At 60.0% G+C, this 21049-nt stretch carries 15 protein-coding genes, 6 pseudogenes and 1 other annotated feature; of the genes and pseudogenes, 10 read left to right on the top strand and 11 right to left on the bottom strand.

All coding sequences use genetic code 11. The features are described from left to right. Positions 1-754 precede the first annotated feature (754 nt). Complete coding sequence (locus H1204_RS48650; RefSeq protein WP_180736910.1) at positions 755-943, bottom strand: hypothetical protein; 189 nt, start codon at positions 941-943, stop codon at positions 755-757. A 361-nt stretch (positions 944-1304) separates the two neighbouring features. Here H1204_RS48650 and H1204_RS48645 point away from each other — a divergent pair, with 361 nt between their 5' ends. Continuing rightward, positions 1305-1787 carry a plasmid pRiA4b ORF-3 family protein gene (locus H1204_RS48645; protein ID WP_180736909.1) on the top strand — a complete coding sequence of 161 codons (483 nt, stop codon included), beginning with the start codon at positions 1305-1307 and terminating at the stop codon, positions 1785-1787. A gap of 175 nt (positions 1788-1962) precedes the next feature. Next, positions 1963-3375, top strand: a pseudogene (locus tag H1204_RS48640) (ISKra4 family transposase). 270 nt (positions 3376-3645) lie between these two features. Here H1204_RS48640 and H1204_RS48635 read toward each other — a convergent pair. Together H1204_RS48635 and H1204_RS48630 are read right to left on the bottom strand one after the other, a co-directional pair. Next, positions 3646-4083 (bottom strand): SET domain-containing protein-lysine N-methyltransferase, encoded by a 438-nt coding sequence (locus H1204_RS48635; RefSeq protein WP_180736978.1) that lies wholly within the window; start codon positions 4081-4083, stop codon positions 3646-3648. 217 nt (positions 4084-4300) lie between these two features. Then, positions 4301-5254, bottom strand: a complete 954-nt coding sequence (locus H1204_RS48630) for an RMD1 family protein (RefSeq protein WP_243469214.1) — start codon at positions 5252-5254, stop codon at positions 4301-4303. Positions 5255-5698: 444 nt separating this feature from the next. Here H1204_RS48630 and H1204_RS48625 point away from each other — a divergent pair. Then, positions 5699-5900: pseudogene (locus H1204_RS48625) on the top strand (cold-shock protein). Positions 5901-6072: 172 nt separating this feature from the next. On the opposite strand, the gene H1204_RS48620 reads toward H1204_RS48625, so the two are convergent. Next, positions 6073-6237 (bottom strand): hypothetical protein, encoded by a 165-nt coding sequence (locus H1204_RS48620; RefSeq protein ID WP_180736908.1) that lies wholly within the window; start codon positions 6235-6237, stop codon positions 6073-6075. 707 nt (positions 6238-6944) lie between these two features. Here H1204_RS48620 and H1204_RS48615 point away from each other — a divergent pair. Further along, positions 6945-7693: pseudogene (locus tag H1204_RS48615) on the top strand (IS6 family transposase). A gap of 224 nt (positions 7694-7917) precedes the next feature. Here the strand turns inward: H1204_RS48615 and H1204_RS48610 are convergent. Genes H1204_RS48610 through H1204_RS48595 form a run of 4 tightly spaced genes read right to left on the bottom strand, consistent with a single transcriptional unit; the run spans position 7918 to position 12579 of the window. Beyond that, entirely contained in the window at positions 7918-8655 is a 738-nt protein-coding gene (locus tag H1204_RS48610; RefSeq protein WP_180736907.1) for an ABC transporter ATP-binding protein, read from the bottom strand. After that, complete coding sequence (locus H1204_RS48605) at positions 8643-10457, bottom strand: ATP-binding cassette domain-containing protein (protein WP_180736906.1); 1815 nt, start codon at positions 10455-10457, stop codon at positions 8643-8645. Before H1204_RS48605 ends, H1204_RS48610 begins: the two co-directional genes overlap by 13 nt. 3 nt (positions 10458-10460) lie before the next feature. Then, entirely contained in the window at positions 10461-11360 is a 900-nt protein-coding gene (locus H1204_RS48600) for a branched-chain amino acid ABC transporter permease (protein WP_180736905.1), read from the bottom strand. Positions 11361-11385: 25 nt separating this feature from the next. After that, positions 11386-12579, bottom strand: a complete 1194-nt coding sequence (locus H1204_RS48595) for a branched-chain amino acid ABC transporter substrate-binding protein (RefSeq protein ID WP_180736904.1) — start codon at positions 12577-12579, stop codon at positions 11386-11388. Between the two features lie 257 nt (positions 12580-12836). Here H1204_RS48595 and H1204_RS48590 point away from each other — a divergent pair. The 4 genes and pseudogenes from H1204_RS48590 to H1204_RS48575 form a co-directional block, all read left to right on the top strand. Next, positions 12837-13226: pseudogene (locus tag H1204_RS48590) on the top strand (FAD-dependent oxidoreductase); the annotation flags it as partial. Between the two features lie 70 nt (positions 13227-13296). Next, a protein-coding gene (locus H1204_RS48585; protein WP_180733881.1) for an IS3 family transposase occupies positions 13297-14477 on the top strand; the annotation gives its coding sequence in 2 pieces (ribosomal slippage) (positions 13297-13549 and positions 13549-14477; 1182 coding nt in all). Between the two features lie 37 nt (positions 14478-14514). After that, positions 14515-15375 (top strand): annotated as a pseudogene (locus H1204_RS48580) (FAD-dependent oxidoreductase); the annotation flags it as partial. Beyond that, on the top strand, positions 15372-16148 hold the full coding sequence (locus H1204_RS48575) for an aspartate/glutamate racemase family protein (protein WP_180736902.1): 777 nt from the start codon (positions 15372-15374) through the stop codon (positions 16146-16148). The pseudogene H1204_RS48580 and the gene H1204_RS48575, both read left to right, overlap by 4 nt. A 455-nt stretch (positions 16149-16603) precedes the next feature. On the opposite strand, the pseudogene H1204_RS48570 reads toward H1204_RS48575, so the two are convergent. Then, positions 16604-17229, bottom strand: a pseudogene (locus tag H1204_RS48570) (IS6 family transposase). A gap of 136 nt (positions 17230-17365) precedes the next feature. After that, positions 17366-18496 carry a glycosyltransferase family 4 protein gene (locus tag H1204_RS48565; RefSeq protein WP_180736901.1) on the bottom strand — a complete coding sequence of 377 codons (1131 nt, stop codon included), beginning with the start codon at positions 18494-18496 and terminating at the stop codon, positions 17366-17368. A 694-nt stretch (positions 18497-19190) separates the two neighbouring features. Here H1204_RS48565 and H1204_RS48560 point away from each other — a divergent pair. After that, positions 19191-19346 (top strand): hypothetical protein, encoded by a 156-nt coding sequence (locus H1204_RS48560; protein ID WP_180736900.1) that lies wholly within the window; start codon positions 19191-19193, stop codon positions 19344-19346. A 143-nt stretch (positions 19347-19489) separates the two neighbouring features. Here H1204_RS48560 and H1204_RS48555 read toward each other — a convergent pair. Beyond that, positions 19490-20724, bottom strand: a protein-coding gene (locus tag H1204_RS48555; protein WP_180736899.1) for an IS3 family transposase whose coding sequence is annotated in 2 segments (ribosomal slippage) — positions 19490-20433 and positions 20433-20724 — 1236 coding nt in all. Because the reading frame shifts where the segments join, the coding sequence is not laid out codon by codon here. After that, positions 20327-20443: a sequence feature (AL1L pseudoknot), on the bottom strand. Its footprint overlaps the gene before it by 117 nt. Positions 20725-20806: 82 nt before the next feature. On the opposite strand from H1204_RS48555, the gene H1204_RS48550 reads away from it, so the two are divergent. Further along, positions 20807-21010: a cold-shock protein gene (locus H1204_RS48550; protein WP_035988139.1), complete on the top strand. Its 204-nt coding sequence runs from the start codon at positions 20807-20809 to the stop codon at positions 21008-21010. Positions 21011-21049: the final 39 nt, after the last annotated feature.

Genomic DNA, 21049 nt, shown 5'->3' with positions numbered 1-21049 from the left:
TTGCACCAAAAGGACGAATACCCCGAGATGGCCTTCTTGGCAACTTCTGTTGTCGCACCGCTTGCGGCGGCCGACAGCGGTGCGATGATGGCCGTCGTCGCGGGGTCCATGGCGCGCTCGTTGCGCACGAAATGGGTCCACGGCCGGTCTCGCGGCAACGCGTCGCGGTAGCGCCGGCATGTGGCTATCACTGTAGGGCGCGACGGACGTCGGGGGTTTTCACGAGAGCAAGGCCAGGTCACAGGCGTGACCATTCATGCGTAGCGCACACGCTAACCGGATCAGGGATGCGAATTCCGGTTCCGATGCGGCGAATGGTGCTTCGTGTGATGCCGATCGCGCGAAGTGGCCCCCCGCTTTGCGGCTTGCCCTGGCCTTCGCCGAAGTAATACGTCTGTGAGGTTTGAGCGTGACCGACTGATACAACCACTGCCTCCAGGCGAACCGCCTCCACAAGCGCAGCAGAAGGCAAAGCCGCAAGCAAAGGCAAGCTCAAAATCGAAGTCCAAACACAGGCAGCACTATCGGCATCACCCGAAACACCATTCGCCACATCAGAGTCAGTATTCGCATCCCTGATCCGGTCGCATGTTCAATAGTTCAGAAATGCGCAGGTGCATCGCTTTTCCGGTGCCTTGTGTTGATTTGGACACGTGTGCATTCGATCCGAAACGGCGCTCGAGGCATGCGCCGTGTCCGCGCGCCCTTCGACGCGAAACGCAGATCCATCGCGACATCGAGCATTGCGTTATCCTCACGCTCCTATTGAAAAGGAGCGCGCATGAAGCTTTCGAAATATTTCGGCTCCAGGAAGTGGCGGCGGCGAAGAGGCGCGCCCGTGTTGCGGCGGGGTCTGGCCATCGCCGAAATACGTCTTCGAGGATTGCGCGTGACAACCGGACAGCGACAACGCGATCAGCAACAGGCATTTCGAAAGCTTCATGCGTGCTCCTTTTCGCGCGTCAGGAAAACGCACTGCGCAGTTGCGTCGACGTGGCAATGGATCTGCGTTTCACGTTGAAGGACGCGCGGACACGACGCACGCCACGAGCGCCGTTTCGGATCGAAAATATAAGAGTGCAATCAGGGGTAGTCATCCTTTTCGTGAATCTGACGGTAGCAGCGCGCAAAGTTGCTTGCATCAAGGTGTTGCGTGTCGGCGACCGCCGAAGAAACGATGATCTTTCAAGCCACCGATCCGTATGGGTTTTCAGGATCAAAGCGCCTATACGGAGACCGCGCCAAAGCGGGGGCTGGAATCGGGTCTGCGAACATGACTGAACGAAGCCTTTATAGTGCCTTCGATGGACTCCGACTCTTCCGAAGCATCTTCCGTTCTCCAGTTGCGAATCAGTCTGCGGGGCGTCAGCCCGCCGGTCTGGCGGCGAGTCCTGATTCCCGAGCAGATCACGATTGCGCAGTTGCATCAGGTGATGCAGCTCGCCATGGGCCGGCACGACGAACACCTGCACCGGTTCGTCATCCGCGGATGGCGTTACGGTGGACATCGTGACGGTGCGTTCCAATTCTTCGACGGCCCAGACAGCCCGTCCCTCGCAGCATTTGGCCTGCACGAACATGAGCGCTTTGCCTATCTGTACGACTTCACCTCCTGGTGGTTGCATGACGTGCGCGTCGAACGGCGAACGTGCAACCAGCGGGCAAGACCACTACCACGCTGCGTCGCGGGCCCCGGGGCGTTGCCCGCCAGAAGACGCCGGAGGTCCCAAGAGATACATGAACGCTCTCGAAGTTCATGGCGAGCAGGAATTTCTCGAGTGGATTGAGGCTTTGCGCGAAGGCCCGAAGGCCAGATTGACGTGAACGATCTGCGCTTCGAGGCCGACGAATGGCTTATCTGGCTGGATCGGCGTTTCGACGGTCGGGCCGCGAATGAACGCCTGCAGACGCTGGTGCGATAAGCTGATCGCCCAGGCGATGTGCCGAGCGGAGGAGGCCGCCATGCATATCAGCGTGCAGATTGTGGTTCGGACGGAAGTCGACGAGCAGCCGAGTATCACGGAGATTGCCCACTTCGAACGGGAAGGCTTCGATGCCGGCTCACTCGGCTTGCACCTTGAAGAGGCAAAGGCGCTGCTGGGCCGGCTGCAGCGTTCGATGATAGAAACCCAGGCCACGGAGGCGATTGCCCGAATGAGCGTGTGTCCGGAGTGCGGCTCCCGTCTGACCGTCAAGGGCCACCATCGCCTGCTCTACCGCTCGGTGTTTGGCCGGCTATCGTTCGATAGCCCGCGGCTGTACCGGTGCCGTTGTAACGGAAGCGCGCGCCGGTCCTTCAGCCCGTTGGCCAGTTGCCTGCGTGAGCGGACGAGTCCCGAACTGCAGTATCTCGAGGCCAAGTTTGCCGCGTTGATGTCCTACGGGCTGACCGTCCGGGTACTGCAGGAGGTGTTACCGCTTGAGCATGTGCTCGCGGCCACCACGATCCGGAGACGCGTCGCCGCGCTCGGCCGCCGCCTTGAGAGTTCGAAGGCAACGGTCGCCGTCGAGCAACGGCGATACGTCGATCTGCCTGCTGGCCGATGCGCCATTCCGCAGCACAGTTCAGTACGCGCCGTGGGCATCGACGGCGGCTATATCCGCCTGGCCGGACACAGCAGCCGGCAGGACGGCTGGTTCGAAGTCATCGTCGGGAAATCACTGCGCGACGACGGTCGCGGACACAGCTTCGCTTACGTTCACACACTCGAGCACGAGCCTGCCGATCGGATGCTGGCGCGTTTCTTGCGCAGGAAGGCGTCGGCGCCGACCAGCCGGTAACTTTCCTGCCGGACGGCGGCGACACCGTGCGCCGCGCCGAGCTCGACTTTGGCGATTATGGCGAGAGAGTACTTAGAGTACTCGACTGGTTTCACGTCGCCATGCGGGTACAGAATCTCGAACAGATGATGAAGGGGTTGCCGGACCGCGACGAACGGCCATGTGTCGACACACTGATCGATGCGCTGCGCATTGCAAAGTGGCACCTCTGGCACGGCTGCCCTTATCCGGCGCTGCAGCGGCTTGAACGCCTGGGCTGGGAACTCGCCACGGATGACAGTCCCGAGGAGGCCAGACTGCTGGCCAGACTCGAGGAGTTCATCGGGTATCTCGAGAACAACCAGCGCTTTATCGTGAACTACGGGGACCGCTACCGTCATGGCGAGCCGATCACCTCGAGCTTCGTCGAGTCGGCGGTCAACCAGGTGGTCAGCAAGCGCTTTGTGAAGCGTCAGCATGGCGTGGCGACCGGCTCATGCGCAAGGCCTTCTGCAGGTGAGGACGTCCGTCCTGAATGAGCAGTTGCGATCATGCTTCGAGCGATGGTATCCGACGCTCGCAGGCAACGATTGCACTCATCATATCGCGGCATAAAGCCTCCGCTTTGGCGCGGTCTCCGCGCACGGCATGTTCTTGACATATCCGGATTGCGCGCGGAACTGTTGCGTCTGCTGGATGCCCACCGTTGATTCTGCAATTTGCGGCCCTGTGTCAACGACGACCGTAATTTCCCCAGAAGTGTCGAAGTAAAAATCCCCCCGCGGCGCCCCGAATTCTCGCGGGATGAATCCGACGCCGGCACATCGATCACCTTTCAAACCCAGGCTGTTGGTTCGCCGGTCGCGCACCTGCATGTGGCGCCAGTCAGTCGGCGAGCATGGTGCCTCGACAGCCCGCTGCCCGGCAGCGGCACGCGTACGACCGGGTGATCGCAGCAGTCCGGCGACCTTCAACCTGAAGCTGATAGTCAATGAAAAGTTCGGCGCCCTTTCCGATCGGACGGGTCGTCCGGATGAATACCCGGTCATCGTCCTGTTCCGCCTCGCAGTTCGGTGCGCAGCTGTGATTGAGCCACCGGGCGGAATTCCCTCCCCGGGCACCATCGATCACCCGCGCGTCATCCAGGGCGAAGAAAAACGTGTGGCCATCTTCGGCACCGGAAAGAGCGTAGGCCTGTTCCGCCCTCTTCCACGAAACGAGTTCGCCTTTATATTCGAGAAGGTACGTGCCGGGCTGGAGATCGACCAGCGCGAAAACGCCGCGGCCATGAACGGGCGAGTTGCGAACAACGATACGACGCATAAGTGTGTGGCGTAGAGCAAAAGAAACGACGACGGATGGATTCACGATCGAAACCGTTTCACCATGATGAAGGCGTCATAAAACCCTGTCACGCCTGTAGCCGCTTTTTCTATCCGTCAGGGCAGGAAGCGCGCGAGCCCGCGCGCGGCACGCTTGCCCGGCATCAGGATCGTTATGTCGTGCCCGGAGAAGGGAAGATTTCCGTTTGTCTGTCGATTCAGCCCGGAACCAGCCATCTTCTGGCCAGATCCACAAGGCTCAGAACTACTTCAAAGCAGATTAACCCGATCACATACCATTCCAGTTTGTGAATTTTCTTGTTCTCGACGATATCCGCCAGGGTATGGACGGTGTCCGAGATCAGGGTAAGTTTGCGCTCTAGCGCTGCGTGACGCTCATGTAGTTCAAATTCATCTTCGAGGGCAGCATACAGGCCGCCAAGCGACGGATATTCCCACAGGATCTCAGGCTTGTCACCGATCTCGGCACGACCAACCATGCGGTGCTCGATCAGTATCAGATTGCCGATTTTCGACAAAAGTGATTTCGAATCTGCCCTCACCTTTCCGGAGTTAGCCAGTTCCAGCGCGACGGGGGCAATCCCGTCAAATTTCCCCGCGACCTCTTTCTCATACAATGACAGGACGAGGCTCTTGCCAAGTACGTCTGCAATTATCTGTATCCTCTCCAGCGTGACCTTGTCCAGCCACACGGCGTCGCTCTGCACCGCCGCGCTGGATTTTCCACGGTAAATGTCGAGCTCTTCGACCTCCGGACTGCTGTAAACATTGGTTATGATGTTTCTGAGCGAATCAATGAAAGCTGCTTCATCGCCGGCACCCACACCAAAAAATACAACGACACCATAGCGAAACAGGACGGCTACGCCATCGTCAGGACCGACAGTCAGTGTCAGCGGTGTCGTCCCGATCGGATCGGCGATCTTGTAGTTTTTCAGATCAAGCCGGTCACCAATCAGGCGTGCGCGGGCTTTCACATGTTGTCGGGAGTCGAGAGCGAGCTGGTTCATGTTTTCCCCATCAATCTGATGCATCCCTACGTTCGAGCCGCGCAACCTGGGTGGTAGCGCTGTACAAAAGCTGCCTGTTGGACGGCGGTGCGGGCGCACAGTTTTCATGCAGTCGACAGGTTCGCAGATCATTGCGATCATTGATCGATCGATGTTTTTCCATATAAACCGCCATCAATCGTACGGACCGGGTGAGCTACTCCTGAAGCCGCCATCGTATAACGCAACCACGGCGCGTTCGGCGATGCGAAACGGCGATGACTCAATAGCGCCGGAGCTATCTGAACTTGCGTCTTCGCGACGTCCGGGTGACGCGACAGCAAATGGCGTGGCGACTGACCCACGGCCTTCTGCCGATGAGGACTACTCTGGGCGTCGGATGTATTGTCGGCTTCCCTGGTTCCTGCCGCGCCGCAGCTACACTGACGCGTGTCATTCACGGGGGAACTTTCGGGCAGTGTACGGGAGACCGTGGCCAAGCTGATTGGCAGGGTCATCCGGGCGTCATACAAAGTTGTCCGTCGCAGGCGGTCGCGCCGTGCGATACCGACCGCGAATGACTCTTAACGTCTACAGGATCAGGAAATCGCAACTGGCACAGTGAAATGGTAGCGATTCAAAAGGCTTTGGCTTTATCACCCCGGATGACGGCGGAGAAGACCTGTTCGCACACATCTCCGAAATCAAGACCGAGGGCTTCAAGTCACTGCAGGAGAACCAGAAGGTAAGCTACGACGTGAAGATGGGCCCAAAGGGCAAGCAAGCCGCCAATATCAAGCCCGTGTAGCGGGCCCAGGCAAGCGTCTCATCTCAATGGATGGCTCGTCTTGTGCGGGCCAATTGACTGTACGTTCAGCGTTTCAGCCGCCCTAAATGAGGTGGGCATTCGGCACGCACTACTGGATGCGGCCCGAACGTCGTAAAGTGGTTTTGTGCGAACGCGGACCTCGTCGCAAGATTTATGGGTTCACTGCGTGATCGTGGACTAGGCGCAACGGTTTAGCCTGTCCGTCGAGGTATCCGCAGATCCACTCCCACACCGCGCAGCCGAAGTAGGGACAAAGATCCAGCGCTTTGCCCAGACGACCAGCTGCAAAACCTTGTTGCCACGCGATCGTGTTCATCACTCTTCCTTGGTTTTACCTAATGCCAGCTTGGATGCGATCCGCTGATTCTTCAGTGCGTTGCACCGCAAAAAATGGCCTGGACGATGCGGCACTCCTGCTGCTGGTCCCCGAGGGTCGGCATCAGATGATCCGTGTTGCGAGCGTTGTCGGCGACATGAAGGCGAGCAATAACGCCCGGTGCTTTGTCGCCAGACGTCGAGAATTGAACGGGGCACCGTGTCTGGATAGGGATCTTTCGCCTGGTCGAAAGTGCGATGCATGCTGATGCCCTGGCTGCGGAAGAAGCAGTCGCTGCCTGGTACAATCGTAGCACGGACCGAAGCCCTGGCGGCCGGTTACCAGGACACCGTATCGAGACCTGATGCCCACGGAAGCCCCCTCACCGTTCGTTCGTCTCTCGCGTGACGTCATCTTCAGTCGCGCAGTGCTCTGCCGTCACGTCGAGGAAGAGCTTTTTCCCTTTCTGGCAGCACGGTGCGTCGTGCACCACGCGCTGCCCGCAATACGGCTCAGGTCAGCACAATGCGGCTCGACACGGCTCCCGCCGAACAGCCTTCCCTCTTCGGAGCGCCGTGCCCGGTGCGACGCACGTGCCCGACGCCGGAAAAATTCTGTCCGCCCGCACACACGCATTTCTGCTTCGCGCGACTACAGTCAAGTTGCAGGGAGACGGTTGTGCCCGTGGAGCCAGTCCCGCCTCACGGTTGTGGGCTGCATGCAGTACGAAGGAGAAGACGAAATCGCTATATCACGGCCACCGCTTCCCTGCTGTCGTCATCAGCTGCGCGGTTCGCTGGTATAACCGGTTCGGCCTGAGCCTGCGCGACGTCGAGAAGTTGTTGCTCGAGCGTGGCGTCGTGGTCACGAAACGGTCCGTTGCTGGTGCGACAAATTCGGAGCTGAACTCGCCCAGCGCGCCAAGGCGGTGCGGAGGAAGCCGGGCAGCACCTGGCACCTTGACGAGATGTTCGTGACACTACGCGGCGAGCCGTATCTGTTGTGGCGAGCGGTCGACGAGCATGGCGCCGAGCTCGACGTGCTCGTACAAAAGCGCCGCGACAAGGCCGCGGCCAAGCGCTTCTTCCGGCGGGTGCTGCGATCAATCCCGGTGCCGCGCAAGATCGTTACCGATCAACTGCGCAGTTATCCGGCGGCGAAGGCTGAAATTCCAGAGCCCGCTCAGGTAAAGCACATCTTCGTCAAGGCGGCTGCTCGCGTGAACAACCGCGCCGAGAATAGCCACCAGCCAACCCGCAGGCGCGAACGCCAGATGTGCGGCTTTCGCGATGTGCATCGCACACAGGCGTTTCTCTCATGCTTCGGCCCAATCCGGCAGCACTTCGCGTTGCCCAGACACCGGATGAACGCTGCATGTCATCGCGCGATACTCAAAGAACGCCTCGCCAAATGGTATGATAGGACTGTCTCTGACATTTCGACAAAAATTATATGATTAGTATAACTACTCGTGATCCAAGAACGTAACCTACCCTCGTCAACCTGACAGAACCATTCGACCAGCTCGCGACTATCCTGTTCGGTCGCGATGCGTGTATAGAAGTCCTTGTCGACATCGAGCGCGGAACCTTTTGTCGATTGGTAGGCGACAGGGTAGTTCAACATGAAGTCGCTCCTTGAAAAAGCGGGCGGTGTGCGCAAAAATCTGCATGGCATCCGTTATGGCAATCCCGTCGATGACGCACTCCCTCCAAGATACGCGGCTCGAACACGGCTGTCGTTGACCAGATCCCGGGACGTACCCGACAGCGCCATACTCCCGCCTTCCAGCACATAAGCCCGGTGCGCAATGCGAAGAGCCTGTCTGACGTTCTGCTCGACAAGAAGCACCGAAGTGCCTTCCGTGCAGACGTCCGCGATCATGCCAAAGATCGCGCGCACCAGTTTCGGCGCGAGCCCCATCGACGGTTCGTCCAGCAGCACAAGCCTGGGCTTGAGCATCAGCGCGCGCCCAATGGCGAGCATCTGCTGTTCACCACCGCTGAGCGTTCCGGCGTACTGGCCGCGTCGCTCGCCAAGCCGCGGGAAGGTCTCATAGAGGGCGGCGATCCGGCGATCCAGCGCCACAGAGTCGCGCCGCAACAGATAGCCGCCGAGGCGCAGATTCTCCTCGACTGTCAGCGTGCCGAAGATGCGTCGCCCCTCCGGCACGTGTCCAACGCCGAGCGCAACGATCTGGTGGGAATGCATCCCCGTCAGCGGCCGCCCGGAGAGCTCGATCCGTCCGGCGCGCGGCCGGATCAGACCCGAGATGGTCCTGAGCATCGTGGTCTTGCCTGCACCATTGGCGCCGAGCAGCGCAACTATCTCGCACGCCCCGACATCGAGCGAGACACCATGCAACGCCTCGATGTTCCCGTAACTCACGTGCAGATCGCGGATTTCTAGGAGTTCCACAGCGACCTCTCCCCGCTGGCGACATCGCCGGCCGCGTCGTCTTCTTCGGCGATGCCAAGATACGCGTCAATCACGCGCGTATCGCTCTGGATCTGCGCGGGTGGCCCTTCGGCGATGATCACGCCGTGATCCATCACGATGATCCGGTCGGAGACGCCCATCACCAGCGTCATGTCGTGTTCGATGAGCAGCACCGTGACGCCGAGCGCGCGGATACGCCGGATCAGCTCCATCAGCGCGTACTTCTCTGTCGGATTCATCCCGGCAGCCGGCTCGTCAAGCAGCAGCAGGCGCGGATTGCTCGCCAATGCGCGAGCGATTTCGAGCCGGCGCTGGTCGCCATAGGGTAGATCGGCCGCGTATTCGCTCGCTCGTGCAGCAAGCCCGACCATGTCGAGCCAGCGCATGCCTTGTGCCTCGTGTTCAGCCGCCTCGGCGTGCGCGGACGGTGTGCCCAGGAGTTCTGACACTAGCGACGTGTGCAACCGGTGGTCCATTCCCGTCAGCACGTTCTCAAACGCGCTCATGTGACCAAAGAGACGAATGCCCTGAAACGTGCGGGCGATGCCGCGGTGCACGTTGCGGTGGGGTGCGCCGCCGCCCAGGGGCGCGCCGCACCAGAACAGACGTCCATCGCTCGCGCGGACGACGCCAGTCAGGCAGTTGAAGACCGTCGTCTTGCCAGCACCGTTCGGGCCAATCAGCGCAAGGATCTCGCCGCTGCGCACGACGAAGCTGATTCCACCGACCGCCAGCACGCCGCCGAATCGGCACGCCAGATCGCGAACCTCGAGCAGCGTTTCGCCCGCCCCTGTCATAACGGGTGGTGCGGGTGAAGCCGGCACGCCTGACACACCCGCATGCGGCATCGCGCGTTTTGCACGGACAGGCCACAAGCCTTGCGGTCGCAACAGCATCAGGATCACGAGCGCGACGGCGAATCCGAAAATGCGCCAGAGGTTCAGAAAGCGCAGCAATTCCGGTACGCCAGCGACGATGATCGCACCGAGAATGACGCCCGGTATGCTGCCGCGTCCGCCGAGCACGACGATGATGAGAATCGTCACGGACTGCAGATAAGTGAAACCGGTGGGATCGATGGTGCCGAAACGCGCGGCGAACAGGCTGCCCGCTATGCCGCCGATCAGCGCGCCCATTACGTAGGCCAGAAGCTTCACGCGCAGCGTCGGGACGCCGACTGCCTCGGCGGCCGCTTCGTCCTCGCGGATACTCGTCCACGCACGCCCGAGCCGCGAGCGGCCGAGGCGGACCGCGAATAACAGGACAACGATGAGGAACGCCATGCCCAGTTCGTAGACTGCGCGCGGCGAGCTGATCTCATAGCCGAAGAGATTCGCGCTGGCGATACCGTAAATCCCGTTTGGACCGCCCGTGATGTCGAGATTGGTCGCGACGATCCGGGTAATCTCGCCAAACCCCAGCGTGACGATGGCCAGATAGTCGCTACGCAGACGCAACGTCGGATAGCCAATCACCACCCCCGATACCCCGGCGAACGCCACGCTGAACGGGAGCGTCTCCCAAAAAGAGAAACCCAGCAGCGTTTCGAGCAATGCCGTGGTGTAGGCGCCGATCGCAAAGAATGCCGCGTAGCCGAGATCGAGCAGGCCGGCATAGCCGACCACGATGTTCAGCCCGAGGCCGAGGATCGAGTACGTGACGATCGTCAGGGCGACATCGATCACGTAGTTGCTGGAGAAAGCCGGCAGCGCGATGGCAAGCGCGAGCAGCCCCACCGTGACGATCGTGGGCCGCACTGGCATCGGAACCGGTGCGCGCATACGCTACATCCTCTCGACGACGCGCTCGCCGAACAGGCCCGTCGGCTTGACAACCAGCACGGCGATCAGCACGCCGAACACGAACACATCCGTCCACTGCGACGACACATAACCAGCGCCGAATGCCTCCAGCAACCCGATCAGGAGTCCGCCCGCCATGGCGCCCGGTATATTGCCGATCCCACCGAGCACGGCCGCGGTAAATGCGCGCAGCCCGAGCACGAAGCCCATGAAAAAGTTGATCTGCGTATAAAAGAGGCCCTCCATCACGCCCGCGACTGCAGCGAGAACCGATCCGATGAAGAAGGTGAGCTGGATCATCCGCTCGACATCAATGCCCATCAGGCGCGCCGCATCCTGATCGATCGCGAGCGCACGCATCGCGGTGCCGAGGAACGTGTGATGCACGAAAAAGTAGAGACCCAGCATCAGCGTAAAGCTGACGGCGACAATGCCGATCTGCGCGAACGTTATTTGCACGTCGAGCAGATTGAGTCCCGCGTGGGTGAGCAGGTGTGGATAGGTCCTGAAGCCGGCGCCGTAAATAAGAAGCACGGCATTTTCGAGTGCCAGCGAGATGCCTAGCGCGGTAATGAGGATCGACAGGCGCGGTGCGCGCAGCAATGGCTGATACGCGACGCGCGCGATGGCGACGCCGAGTCCGCCCGTCGCGACCATCGACACCGCGAAAGCAGCCGCCAGCGCGAGCGCAAGCGGCAGATGCGCGCTCGCCAACGCCGCGAGACTGGTCCAGCCGATAAATGCGCCGACCATGAACAGATCGCCGTGCGCAAAGTTGATCAGACGGATGATGCCGTAGACCATCGTGTACCCGAGGGCCACGAGCGCGTAGAACGAGCCGATCGTCAGCCCTTCGACGACGTACTGCAAAAAGGTGCTCATGGCCGCAACGGGTGAGCCGCGGCGCCTATTTCATTGCCACCCAGTGACCACCCGAGTCCTGCCTTTGATAAGCCGCGAACTGGTCGTTCCGCACGATGATCGTGATGTACACCGCGCGGCTGCGGTCGCCCTTCGGATCGAATCCGATCGTTCCAGTCAGGCCCGCATAGTCCTTGATCTTGTGCAGCGCGGCGATGATCGCCTTCGGGTCCGCCGATTTCGCATCGGCAATCGCCTTTGCCGTGACGGCGACGGCATCGTATTCATAGACGGAATACGGGCCGGGACCCTGTCCATAGGCCTTTGTATAGTCGTCAACGTAGCTGTGCGCGCCGGAAAGGAATTGCGCCAGCGGAGAGGTCGTGATGATCATGCCGTCGGCGGCCGGGCCGGCGGTTTTCATCAGCGTCGGGTCGTTGGTGGCGTCGCCACCCATGAGGGTCATCTTGAGGCCCAGTTGCCGCGCCTCCTTCACGAGCAGTCCGGCTTCCGAAAAGTAACCGGTGTAGTAGATCACGTCGGGTTTGAGCGACGCGACTTTGGTCAGGGTCGGCGAGTAATCCATCTGGCCGGGCGTGATCGAATCAGCGTACACGACTTCGACACCGCCCTTCTTGAGCGCGTCGACCGTGTTCTGCGCCAGCCCCTTCGAATAAGTTGTATTGTCGTCGATGACCGCCGCACGCTTCGCGTGCAGCGAGTTCTTGATGAAGCTGGCAGCGAACGGGCCCTGCTGGTCATCGCGGCCGATGGTGCGAAAGACGTTGTCGTAGCCCATTTCGGTCAGCTTCGGGTTGGTCGACGCATCCAGTACGTACGGAATGCCGGACCGATGAAAGGTCGTCAGCTCGGGAAGCGCGGCGCTCGAGCAATACCCGCCGGCCACCGCGACCACGCCCGCGTCGACCAGCTTCTGCGCGGCCTGCACCGCCGTTTGCGCGTCGCAGGCATCGTCCTCCGGTACGAGTTCGACCTGCTTACCCAGCAGGCCGCCCGCCGCGTTGATCTTCGCGGCCGCCAGTTTGGCGCCGTTCACGATATCGGTGCCGGCGTTGGCGCTGCTACCCGAAAGCGGCACCGGTACGCCGATCTTGATGGTCTGGCTATGCGCCACTTCGGGGGTGAGCGCGGCGAGTGTCGCCAGACCGAAGATAGCCGCAGCAACGGTTTGCCGTAGCACGCGGAAGGCGTCGGGCATGCCATTGTTCTGAGCATTCATGTTCTCGGCTCCTGACTGTGAATCCGACCGGACGGTCCCGCGACGCGGGTAAGCCGGCGCGATCAGTTAGCGTAACGTAATAAATCGTCTTGCGCGGTATTGCGCGAGCCTCGCGCACACCTTTCGTGCAATGCCCGCAAGATGCCTTATTCATGATAGGTCCCCCGAACCGCTGATCCGATATAGGGTATCCGCGTATAAATCACTCAAGAAAGCGGCGGCAGACCTATATTTACTAGACGACAACAGGGGTGCAGATGAAAAGCATCGTGCTCGGCGCCGGCCTTGCAGGTGTTACAACGGCGTATTACCTCGCGAGGGACGGTCGCGCCGTCACCGTGCTCGATCGCCGCTCGGGTGTTGCGCTCGAAACCAGCTTTGCGAATGCCGGGCTCGTCGCGCCGGGGCATTCGTATACGTGGGCTTCACCGCACGCACCCAAAATCCTGTTGAAATCACTGTTCGTCGAAGGACAGGCGCTTCGCCTGCGACTCAACGCCGATCCGCACATGTGGGCGTGGTGTGTGCTGTTCCTGCGCAACTGCACCGCGACGCGCTCGCGCGAAAACACCTCGCGGAAGGTACGGTTGTGTCGTTACGCACAGGATCAGCTACAGCAGTTGACTGTGAGAGAGCAACTGCAGTACTGAGCTTCCCCCGAAATTTCGCCTTCCAACGGGTCGTGTGTAAACTCGATCTGAAGTAAGGAAAAGAATAATGTTCAAGGTACCAAACCATGCATATACGGCTGAGTTCAGGGCGGCCGCAGTACAACGGATCAAGGATGGGCAAAGCATCCGTGCCGTGGCCCGTGAATTGAAGATGTCACCGCAGACACTGCGCAACTGGGTGAAAGCTGCAGAGGCAGGAAAGCTGAACGGCGCCGGGACAAAGGCTGTGACGCCGGAACAAATGGAGCTGTCGCGCCTGCGAGCCGAAAACAAGCGCCTGCAGATGGAACTTGAAATCGTAAAAAAAGCGGCGGCGTTCTTCGCGAAGGACCTCCTTTGAAGTACGCCTGGATTGATATGCAGTGCCGGCACTTTCCGCTGTCGGCCCTGTGCGAGGTCCTGTCGGTCAGTCTGAACGGCTATAGAGCATGGAAGCGCGGTGGCACGCCCGAGCGCAAACGCCTGAGCAACGAACAGTTGCTGGCGCTGATCCGCACTATCCACGCCGAGGTCAAGGGCGCCTATGGATCGCCACGGATGACCGAGGAGATTCGCGCCCGTGGCTTTCCGGCCAGCAAGGAACGGGTCGAGCGGCTCATGCGCGAGAACGGTATCCGGGCCCGGCACAAGAAGCGCTACAAGGTAACGACGGACTCGAAGCACAAGCTGCCAGTCGCAGAGAATCTGCTAGAGCGCAACTTTACGCCGACGGCGCCGAATCGCGTGTTCACTTCGGATATCACGTACATCTGGACCGACGAGGGCTGGCTGTATCTGGCGATCGTGCTGGACCTGTTCAACCGGGAAGTTGTCGGCTGGTCGATCAAGCCGCGCATGACGGCGGACATCGTGATCGACGCGCTGACAATGGCGTGGTTTCGACGTCGGCCCGAGCCGGGCGCCATGCATCACTCCGACCGTGGTAGCCAGTACGCGAGCCACGACTTCCAGCGCAAGCTGACGGAATATGGCATGCGCTGCTCGATGAGTCGCAAGGGAAACTGCTGGGACAACGCGCCGACGGAAAGCTTTTTTAACAGCCTGAAAAACGAGCGCGTCCATGCGACACGTTACCGGACGCATCAGGAAGCGATGGCAGACTTGTTTGAATACCTGGAAGTGTTTTATAACCGCAGTCGTCGTCATTCGTCGCTCGGCTTCGCATCGCCGGTTCAGTTTCTGCAAGACTGGATCAAAGCTCAGCAGACCAAGGATGCCGCTGCGTAACTTGGGGCCTGTGGAAGGCGAAAAACCGAGGGAAGCTCAGTACGACCGGATCAGCCGCGGCCTGCTGTATCTCTATCGTGACGCGGCATCGTTCGAGCGCGGCCGCTCGAATATGTCGATCCTTGTCGAAAATGGTTTGCCGCTCGAAACGCTGGACGTCGCACAGGTAGTCATGCGTGAGCCGGCGCTTGAGCACGCGCGCGACGGGATTGCCGGCGCGATCTACTGCCCCAGTGACGAGAGCGGCGATGCGCATCAGTTCACCCGCGAGCTGCAGAAAGTCTGCGAGCGACTTGACGTACGCTTTATGTTTGACACCCCGATCAGCCGTATCGAAGCGGCCGGCGACCGGATAACAGGCGTCCGCACGCCGGCAGGTCTCATCGACGGCGACGACTTTGTGCTCGCGCTCGGCTCGTATTCGCCGATTCTCGCGCGCCCGCTCGGTTACAGGCTGGCGATCTATCCCGTCAAGGGCTACTCGGCAACATTTCCGGCCGGACGCGAATACCGGCCTCCGCAGATTGGCGGCGTAGACGAAAACCATCTCGTTGCATGGGCACGCTTCGGCGAACGGCTCCGCTTTACCGCAACGGCCGAATTTGCAGGCTACGACACACGCCACACGCCCGCAGACTTTGTCCCGATGCTACGTGCGGCGCGCGAGTTGTTCCCCGACGGTGCCGACTACACGAAGCCGAGCTACTGGGCCGGGCTGCGACCCATGACACCCGAGGGTACCCCACTGATCGGCCGTACACGCCACCGCAATCTGTTTCTGAACACGGGGCACGGACACATGGGATGGACGATGTCTTGCGGCACCGCAAAATTGCTCGCCGACATCATGGCAGGGCGCACGCCCGAACTGGACCTGACAGGGATGACGATGAAATGAGCACGACCTCACTGCAGCACGACGCCTTCATGAAGCTCGATTTCGCGCTCGACGACGGCGTCGCGCAGCGCGCGGCAATCGGCCTCATCGTTCTGGCAACCGACCACACGATCGAACACGAATGGCGTGAACTGCTCCGGCAGGACGGCGTCGCTTTTTATGAAAGCCGCTTGCAGAACTCGCCGGATATCACACCGGCACGACTGGCGGAAATTGAATCGCGCATCGCCCCGGCCGTCGGGTTGCTCCTGCCAGGCGAGCGGCTCGATGTGGTGGCGTTCGGCTGCACGTCGGCGGCAATGGTGATCGGCGAGGAGCGCGTGTTTGCACGCATTCGCGAGGCGCGTCCCGGCATCGCCTGCACGACCCCAATCACGGGTGCCGTCGCAGCCCTCAATGCGCTGCAGGTGCGGCGTGCCGCGTTGCTGACGCCGTATATCCGCTCCATTAACGAGTTCATGCGCGACTACATCGAAGCGCGCGGGATTGCCGTGGCCCGCATCGCATCATTCGAGCACGCAGACGATAACGAGGTCGCCCGGATCGACGCCCGGTCGCTTTGCACAGCGATCGGGCAGCTTGCGCGGCAAGCCGATGTGGACGCGGTGTTCGTCTCCTGCACGAGCCTGCGTGTCGGTGCGCTGATCCCACAGCTTGAGGCGGCGACAGGCAAGCCTATCATCTCGAGCAACTTCGCGATGGCCTGGCACGCGTTGCGACTTGCTGGCGTGCCCGATAGCGAGCCGCAACTAGGGCGGTTGTTTGCACTGTAGCAAATACGCCAATACGACCGTCCCTCGAGACGGCCGTACCTGTCTGTTGTCAAAACCAGCGGTTTTTATGTCAAGTCTCGTCGACTCGCTCTCCCGGGTGTCGCCCTTCGTGAGGCAGCTTTAGACCGGTTTAGTGCCATTCGGAATCGGTGCAGGCGAATGCCCCTAAGCGCAACGCCCTAGTGCACTGGCAGCAAACTTTGTGGCCGCCAGACCTGCCTCAACGCACCACCACCCAATCTAGTCGGAGCTAGTCGAGTTCGGAGGACAACTGAGATCGCCCTTACTATTTGCTGCCCACAACTTGGGACGGCTCTGGTGCAAATAGGTAAGCCGGTTGAGACGCTTCCTATAGGAAGGATACCTTATCGATTGGACAGAACATAATTCAACACGGCGGGCGCAGCGGCATCCTTGAGGCCGAGCTTCGCGAGGTCGAACTGGCCTTTGCGAATTCAATGCGTCAGTTCGATGCCTGAAATTGTGGTCGCGGCGTCCCTGAACCGTTTGAAACCGAGCATCACATTCGTTCTGGATTTGATGTGGCGATGGTCCTGCTCGATCACGTTGTTCAGATATTTCGACGACCGGACCTTCGTGTCTTCAGGCAGCAGACCATCGGTCTTCATCTCGCGCACCGCGCGGTGCGAGGCAGCATAACCGTCGAGCGTGATGGTCTCCGGCGGCTGGCCCTGATGCCTGATGGCCTTGCTGAAGAAGGCTTTGGCGGCGGCCACGTCGCGCCTCGCCCTGAGAATGAAGTCCACCGTCTGGCCAGCCCGATCCACCGCACGGTACAGGTAGACCCACCTGCCACGAATCTTCAGATAGGTCTCGTCGACGCGCCACGACCCGCAGGTGTAGCAAAGCGATTCCAGCGTTTGACGAACTCGGGCGTATAACGTTTCACCCAGCGCAGAATCGTCGTGTGAGCCAGCGACAAACCCTGTTCGGCCATCATCTCGACCAGATCGCGCAGGCTGAGCTTGTAGCGCAGGTACCAGCGAACACACAGAATGATCACATCGCGGTCAAAATGACGTCCCGCGAACAGTTCCTCCAGACTCTTCAGCTTGCTCATCGGCGGTTCTCAATTCGTTCAGACCGACACCTTAACCGATTCGCCCCCGCGCTATTTGCACCAGAGCCGTCAAAATGACCCCACGCTTTTTTTGGAAAGCGCGTCCCCGACGCCCGGACACATACGACCGGGCGCCCTAAGAATCTATCCGCCGGTCCGAGATGACATAACCATCTACCGCATCTGTCCGTGTCAGCATTCCAAGGAGCTTGCGAAGCGCAGCGGCCTGACTTGGGGCTTGGTTCATCACGGACGCCACCGCACCACACGAGAGTGCCTCATAGACGCCTGGAGAGCTAGCGACGTCGACCACGAAATCCGCGATGCGTTCTGCCATTCGCTCATCGTCGACAACGCAGGCTCCGCCGCCCCGCCGCAATGTCGAAGGAATGCATCCCTTGTCGGATGCGATAACAGGGACGCCAAATCCGATTGCCTCGATGACGGTGAGCGGTTCGGCCTCGTTTTCATAACTGGATGGAAAAACCAGCAAGTCGATTGACTTGTAGAAGTTCGTCTTTTTTTCGCCCGAAACCGGGCCGACATAATCTGCTCTAGGATGGCGAATTAACGCCGCATTGAATTCATCCCCGATCGCGTCGGCGACGGGCCCGGCTATAGTTGCTCGAACTTGAAGACCTCGTCGATCGAGTGCGGAAAGCACGTCGAAAAATACGAAGACCCCTTTCTCGCGTGTGATATTCGACAAAAATCCCAGTGTCAGCGGACGCTCTCCGCGTACCCGTGCGTGCCCACCTGGCGCTGCTGGAAACAATGAGGTATTGGACAACACCAGCGTTTCCCCAACCGATGTCGGGTACAGCTGTTTTAGGCGCACCGCCATATCGGGGCACAACACGATGTGGGTTGCGTTGCCCGCAAGATCGAAGACCAGTCGCGTCAAACGTGATGGTCTGTTGATGTACCGGAAGCTGTGATGGTGAATGAACACCGGGACGTGCAGCAGGTTTCCAATTAACGCGAACATCCCATCGTACAATTGACCAGGCCCACCTGAGAGGCCGATATAGATTGACGATGGTCGCCGCACGGCTGCCATGACCGCGAAACGCAAGACGGCCCAACCAGTGCCGAGCCGGCAGAGACGGCCTGCCCATCCAGATCTTACTCGTGCCCCTACAGTGTCGAATTTGACGATCCGGGCGCGACCGTTCAAGCGCTCGGCGATTGCTTCGTTCGCCATCGACAGCCCATGAACAGGCGGTGGAAACGCGCCTACCATGAATACTGCGGGAAGCTTTGGCATTTCAGTCGCTCAGGCGGACTTGAGTTCGACCTCATGGTAAGCGCGAAGAAAGAAGAAACAATGACTGCATCGAAGCATTGTTCCGGTAGCGGATGACTATGTCTGCCGCTCGCACTTGTCGAACCGATTGGGGAATCAAACGCATGAAGCAAGCGGAGTGCCCACATCCGGGCGAGGCGGGTCCGCATGAAATGAGTCAGTCGGAACATCGCTGATGCTCGGCGCCTGCGGGATCGACCTTTACTATTTCCGAACCATGGGTAGGGTGGCGTGCACCAGAATCCCGCATTCCGCCCATTTGCCATCTGGGGTAATCGTCATTTTGGTGCGAATTCTGGACGTTAGGATCGACAAATGCCGCCTTATCAATGACTTGCAGATCGCCCAATCTGTCGCGACTCGCATATTTGCGAAGCCTTGCCATAGGTAGCTCCGCGCCCCGCGACCGCCATTTTTTGCACCCAAATGACGAATACCCCAAGACGGACGCCATATCCCCGATAAGGCGCGAAGGATTGGTAGAACATATGACCGCCCCCCAATTTTTGAGGCACTAACTTGCGCGGCAATTTTCGCTCCCGGTCTGCCGGCCAATCCCGCCACGTTCACGCTAGCGCGTGCGGTTGGTATCAGCCCGTATCATCGGTTTTGATACTTCTCAAATGGGCTTTGTCAAGTTGGCGGGCGCAGTAGCTTGAGTGAACTTGATCGCGACATTTCTCCGATGCGGGTTTATTTGCCGAAGGGTTCTGTTTTTCCAGCAATGATTACCGGACTGAATTTCAGTTCGGCGTTGGGAAGTGAGCTGGATGTCGTGACGCCGTCAAACGCCTGCGCGGGTCCGCCCTGACGCGACCGGGCACTGTCCGTAGGACTGCGAGATTGCTAAGTTTCATCACAGCGTGGTACAAGGTCCTGCGTCGCGGGCAATCACTCCGTGTCATCTCGCAGGCGCAAAATGAACCGCCCCGGGAATCGTGGAGGCTGGTTGGTTTAAGTTAATACGGGTTCAGCGGCAGCTGTTTCAAGTTGCCGATAGTAGTTTGCCTCAGCTTCGGCGGGCGGGATATAGCCGAGGGGTTCCATCAATCGATGATGATTGAACCAGGCCACCCACTCCAGCGTTGCCAGTTCAACGGATTCCCGCGTTTTCCAGGCGCGGCGATGAATCAGTTCAGCCTTGTACAAGCCGTTGATCGTTTCAGCCAAGGCGTTGTCATAGCTGTCGCCCCGGCTGCCGACCGACGGTTCGATGCCCGCTTCGGCCAGCCGTTCGCTATAGCGAATGCTGACGTATTGGGACCCTCTGTCCGAATGGTGTATCAAGGTCCCGTCGTCGCCCGGGCGTCGCGCGTAAAGCGCCTGTTCAAGTGCATCCAGAACGAAGTCCGTGGTCATCGAGGTGCTGACGCGCCAGCCGACAATACGGCGAGCGAACACGTCGATCACGAAGGCCACGTACAGCCCGCCCTGCCACGTCGAAACGTAGGTGAAATCCGAAACCCAGAGCTGGTTCGGCCGTGCCGCCTTGAACTGGCGATTGACCCGATCCAGTGGGCGCGGGGCTATGGCATCTGGAACAGTCGTGCGAACACGCTTGCCTCGCATCACGCCGCGCAAACCCAGTTGCTTCATCAACCGTTCGACCGTGCAGCGCGCCACCGCGATACGCTCCCGGTTCATCTGCTTCCAGACTTTATCGGCGCCGTAGACCTGCATGTTGGCCCGCCACACACGCTCGATCTCCGGCCGCAGACGTTCATCGCGGATTGCGCGAACAGAGCGCCGCGACGGATCACGAAGCTGCGCGGCATGGCGTCGGTAGCCCGACGGGGCAATCCGCAAGACCTTGCAGATCGGCTCGACCCCGAAGGTGTCGCGATGCTGATCGATAAAGGCCTTCAGGACTTGAAACGGCGGTCGAGCTCCGCCTGGGCGAAAAACGCGCTCGCGACCTTGAGAATCTCGTTGGCACGACGCAACTCCTTGACTTCGCGCTCCAAGGCCTTGAGGCGCTCGCGCTCGTCTGAGGTCACACCATCGCGCTCATCGTGGTCGACCTGGTCGCGCTTGACCCACTCGTGCAGTGTCTGCGGTGTGCAGCCGATCATCGGCGCAATCGATTCGACCGCCGACCACATCGACGGATGTTCGCTACGCTGCTCGCGCACCAGACGCACTGCGCGCTCCCGGACTTCCGGGGAAAACTTGGTTACCTTCTTGTTCATGGCTCCATTCTCTCAAGAGTTGGAGCCTCCACAAAATCCGGGGCGGTTCAAAAAGCGACTTTCAACGTTTACAGGTTTAAAAATGGCAACTGGCACAGTGAAATGGTTCAACGATGCGAAGGGGTTTGGTTTCATTACTCCGGATGAAGGTGGTGAAGACCTGTTCGCCCACTTCTCTGAAATCAAGACTGAAGGCTTCAAGTCGTTGCAGGAAAACCAGAAAGTAAGCTTCGATGTGAAGATGGGGCCGAAGGGCAAGCAAGCTGCGAATATCAAGCCTGTCTGAAGGCACGCGCGTCTCCTTGACACGTGACGCGCCCTGCGC

It is taken from the genome of Paraburkholderia sp. PGU19, from assembly GCF_013426915.1.
Lineage (GTDB): Bacteria > Pseudomonadota > Gammaproteobacteria > Burkholderiales > Burkholderiaceae > Paraburkholderia.
Note: the sequence above shows the minus strand (reverse complement) of the source record. Positions and strands in the feature narration are given on the sequence as shown.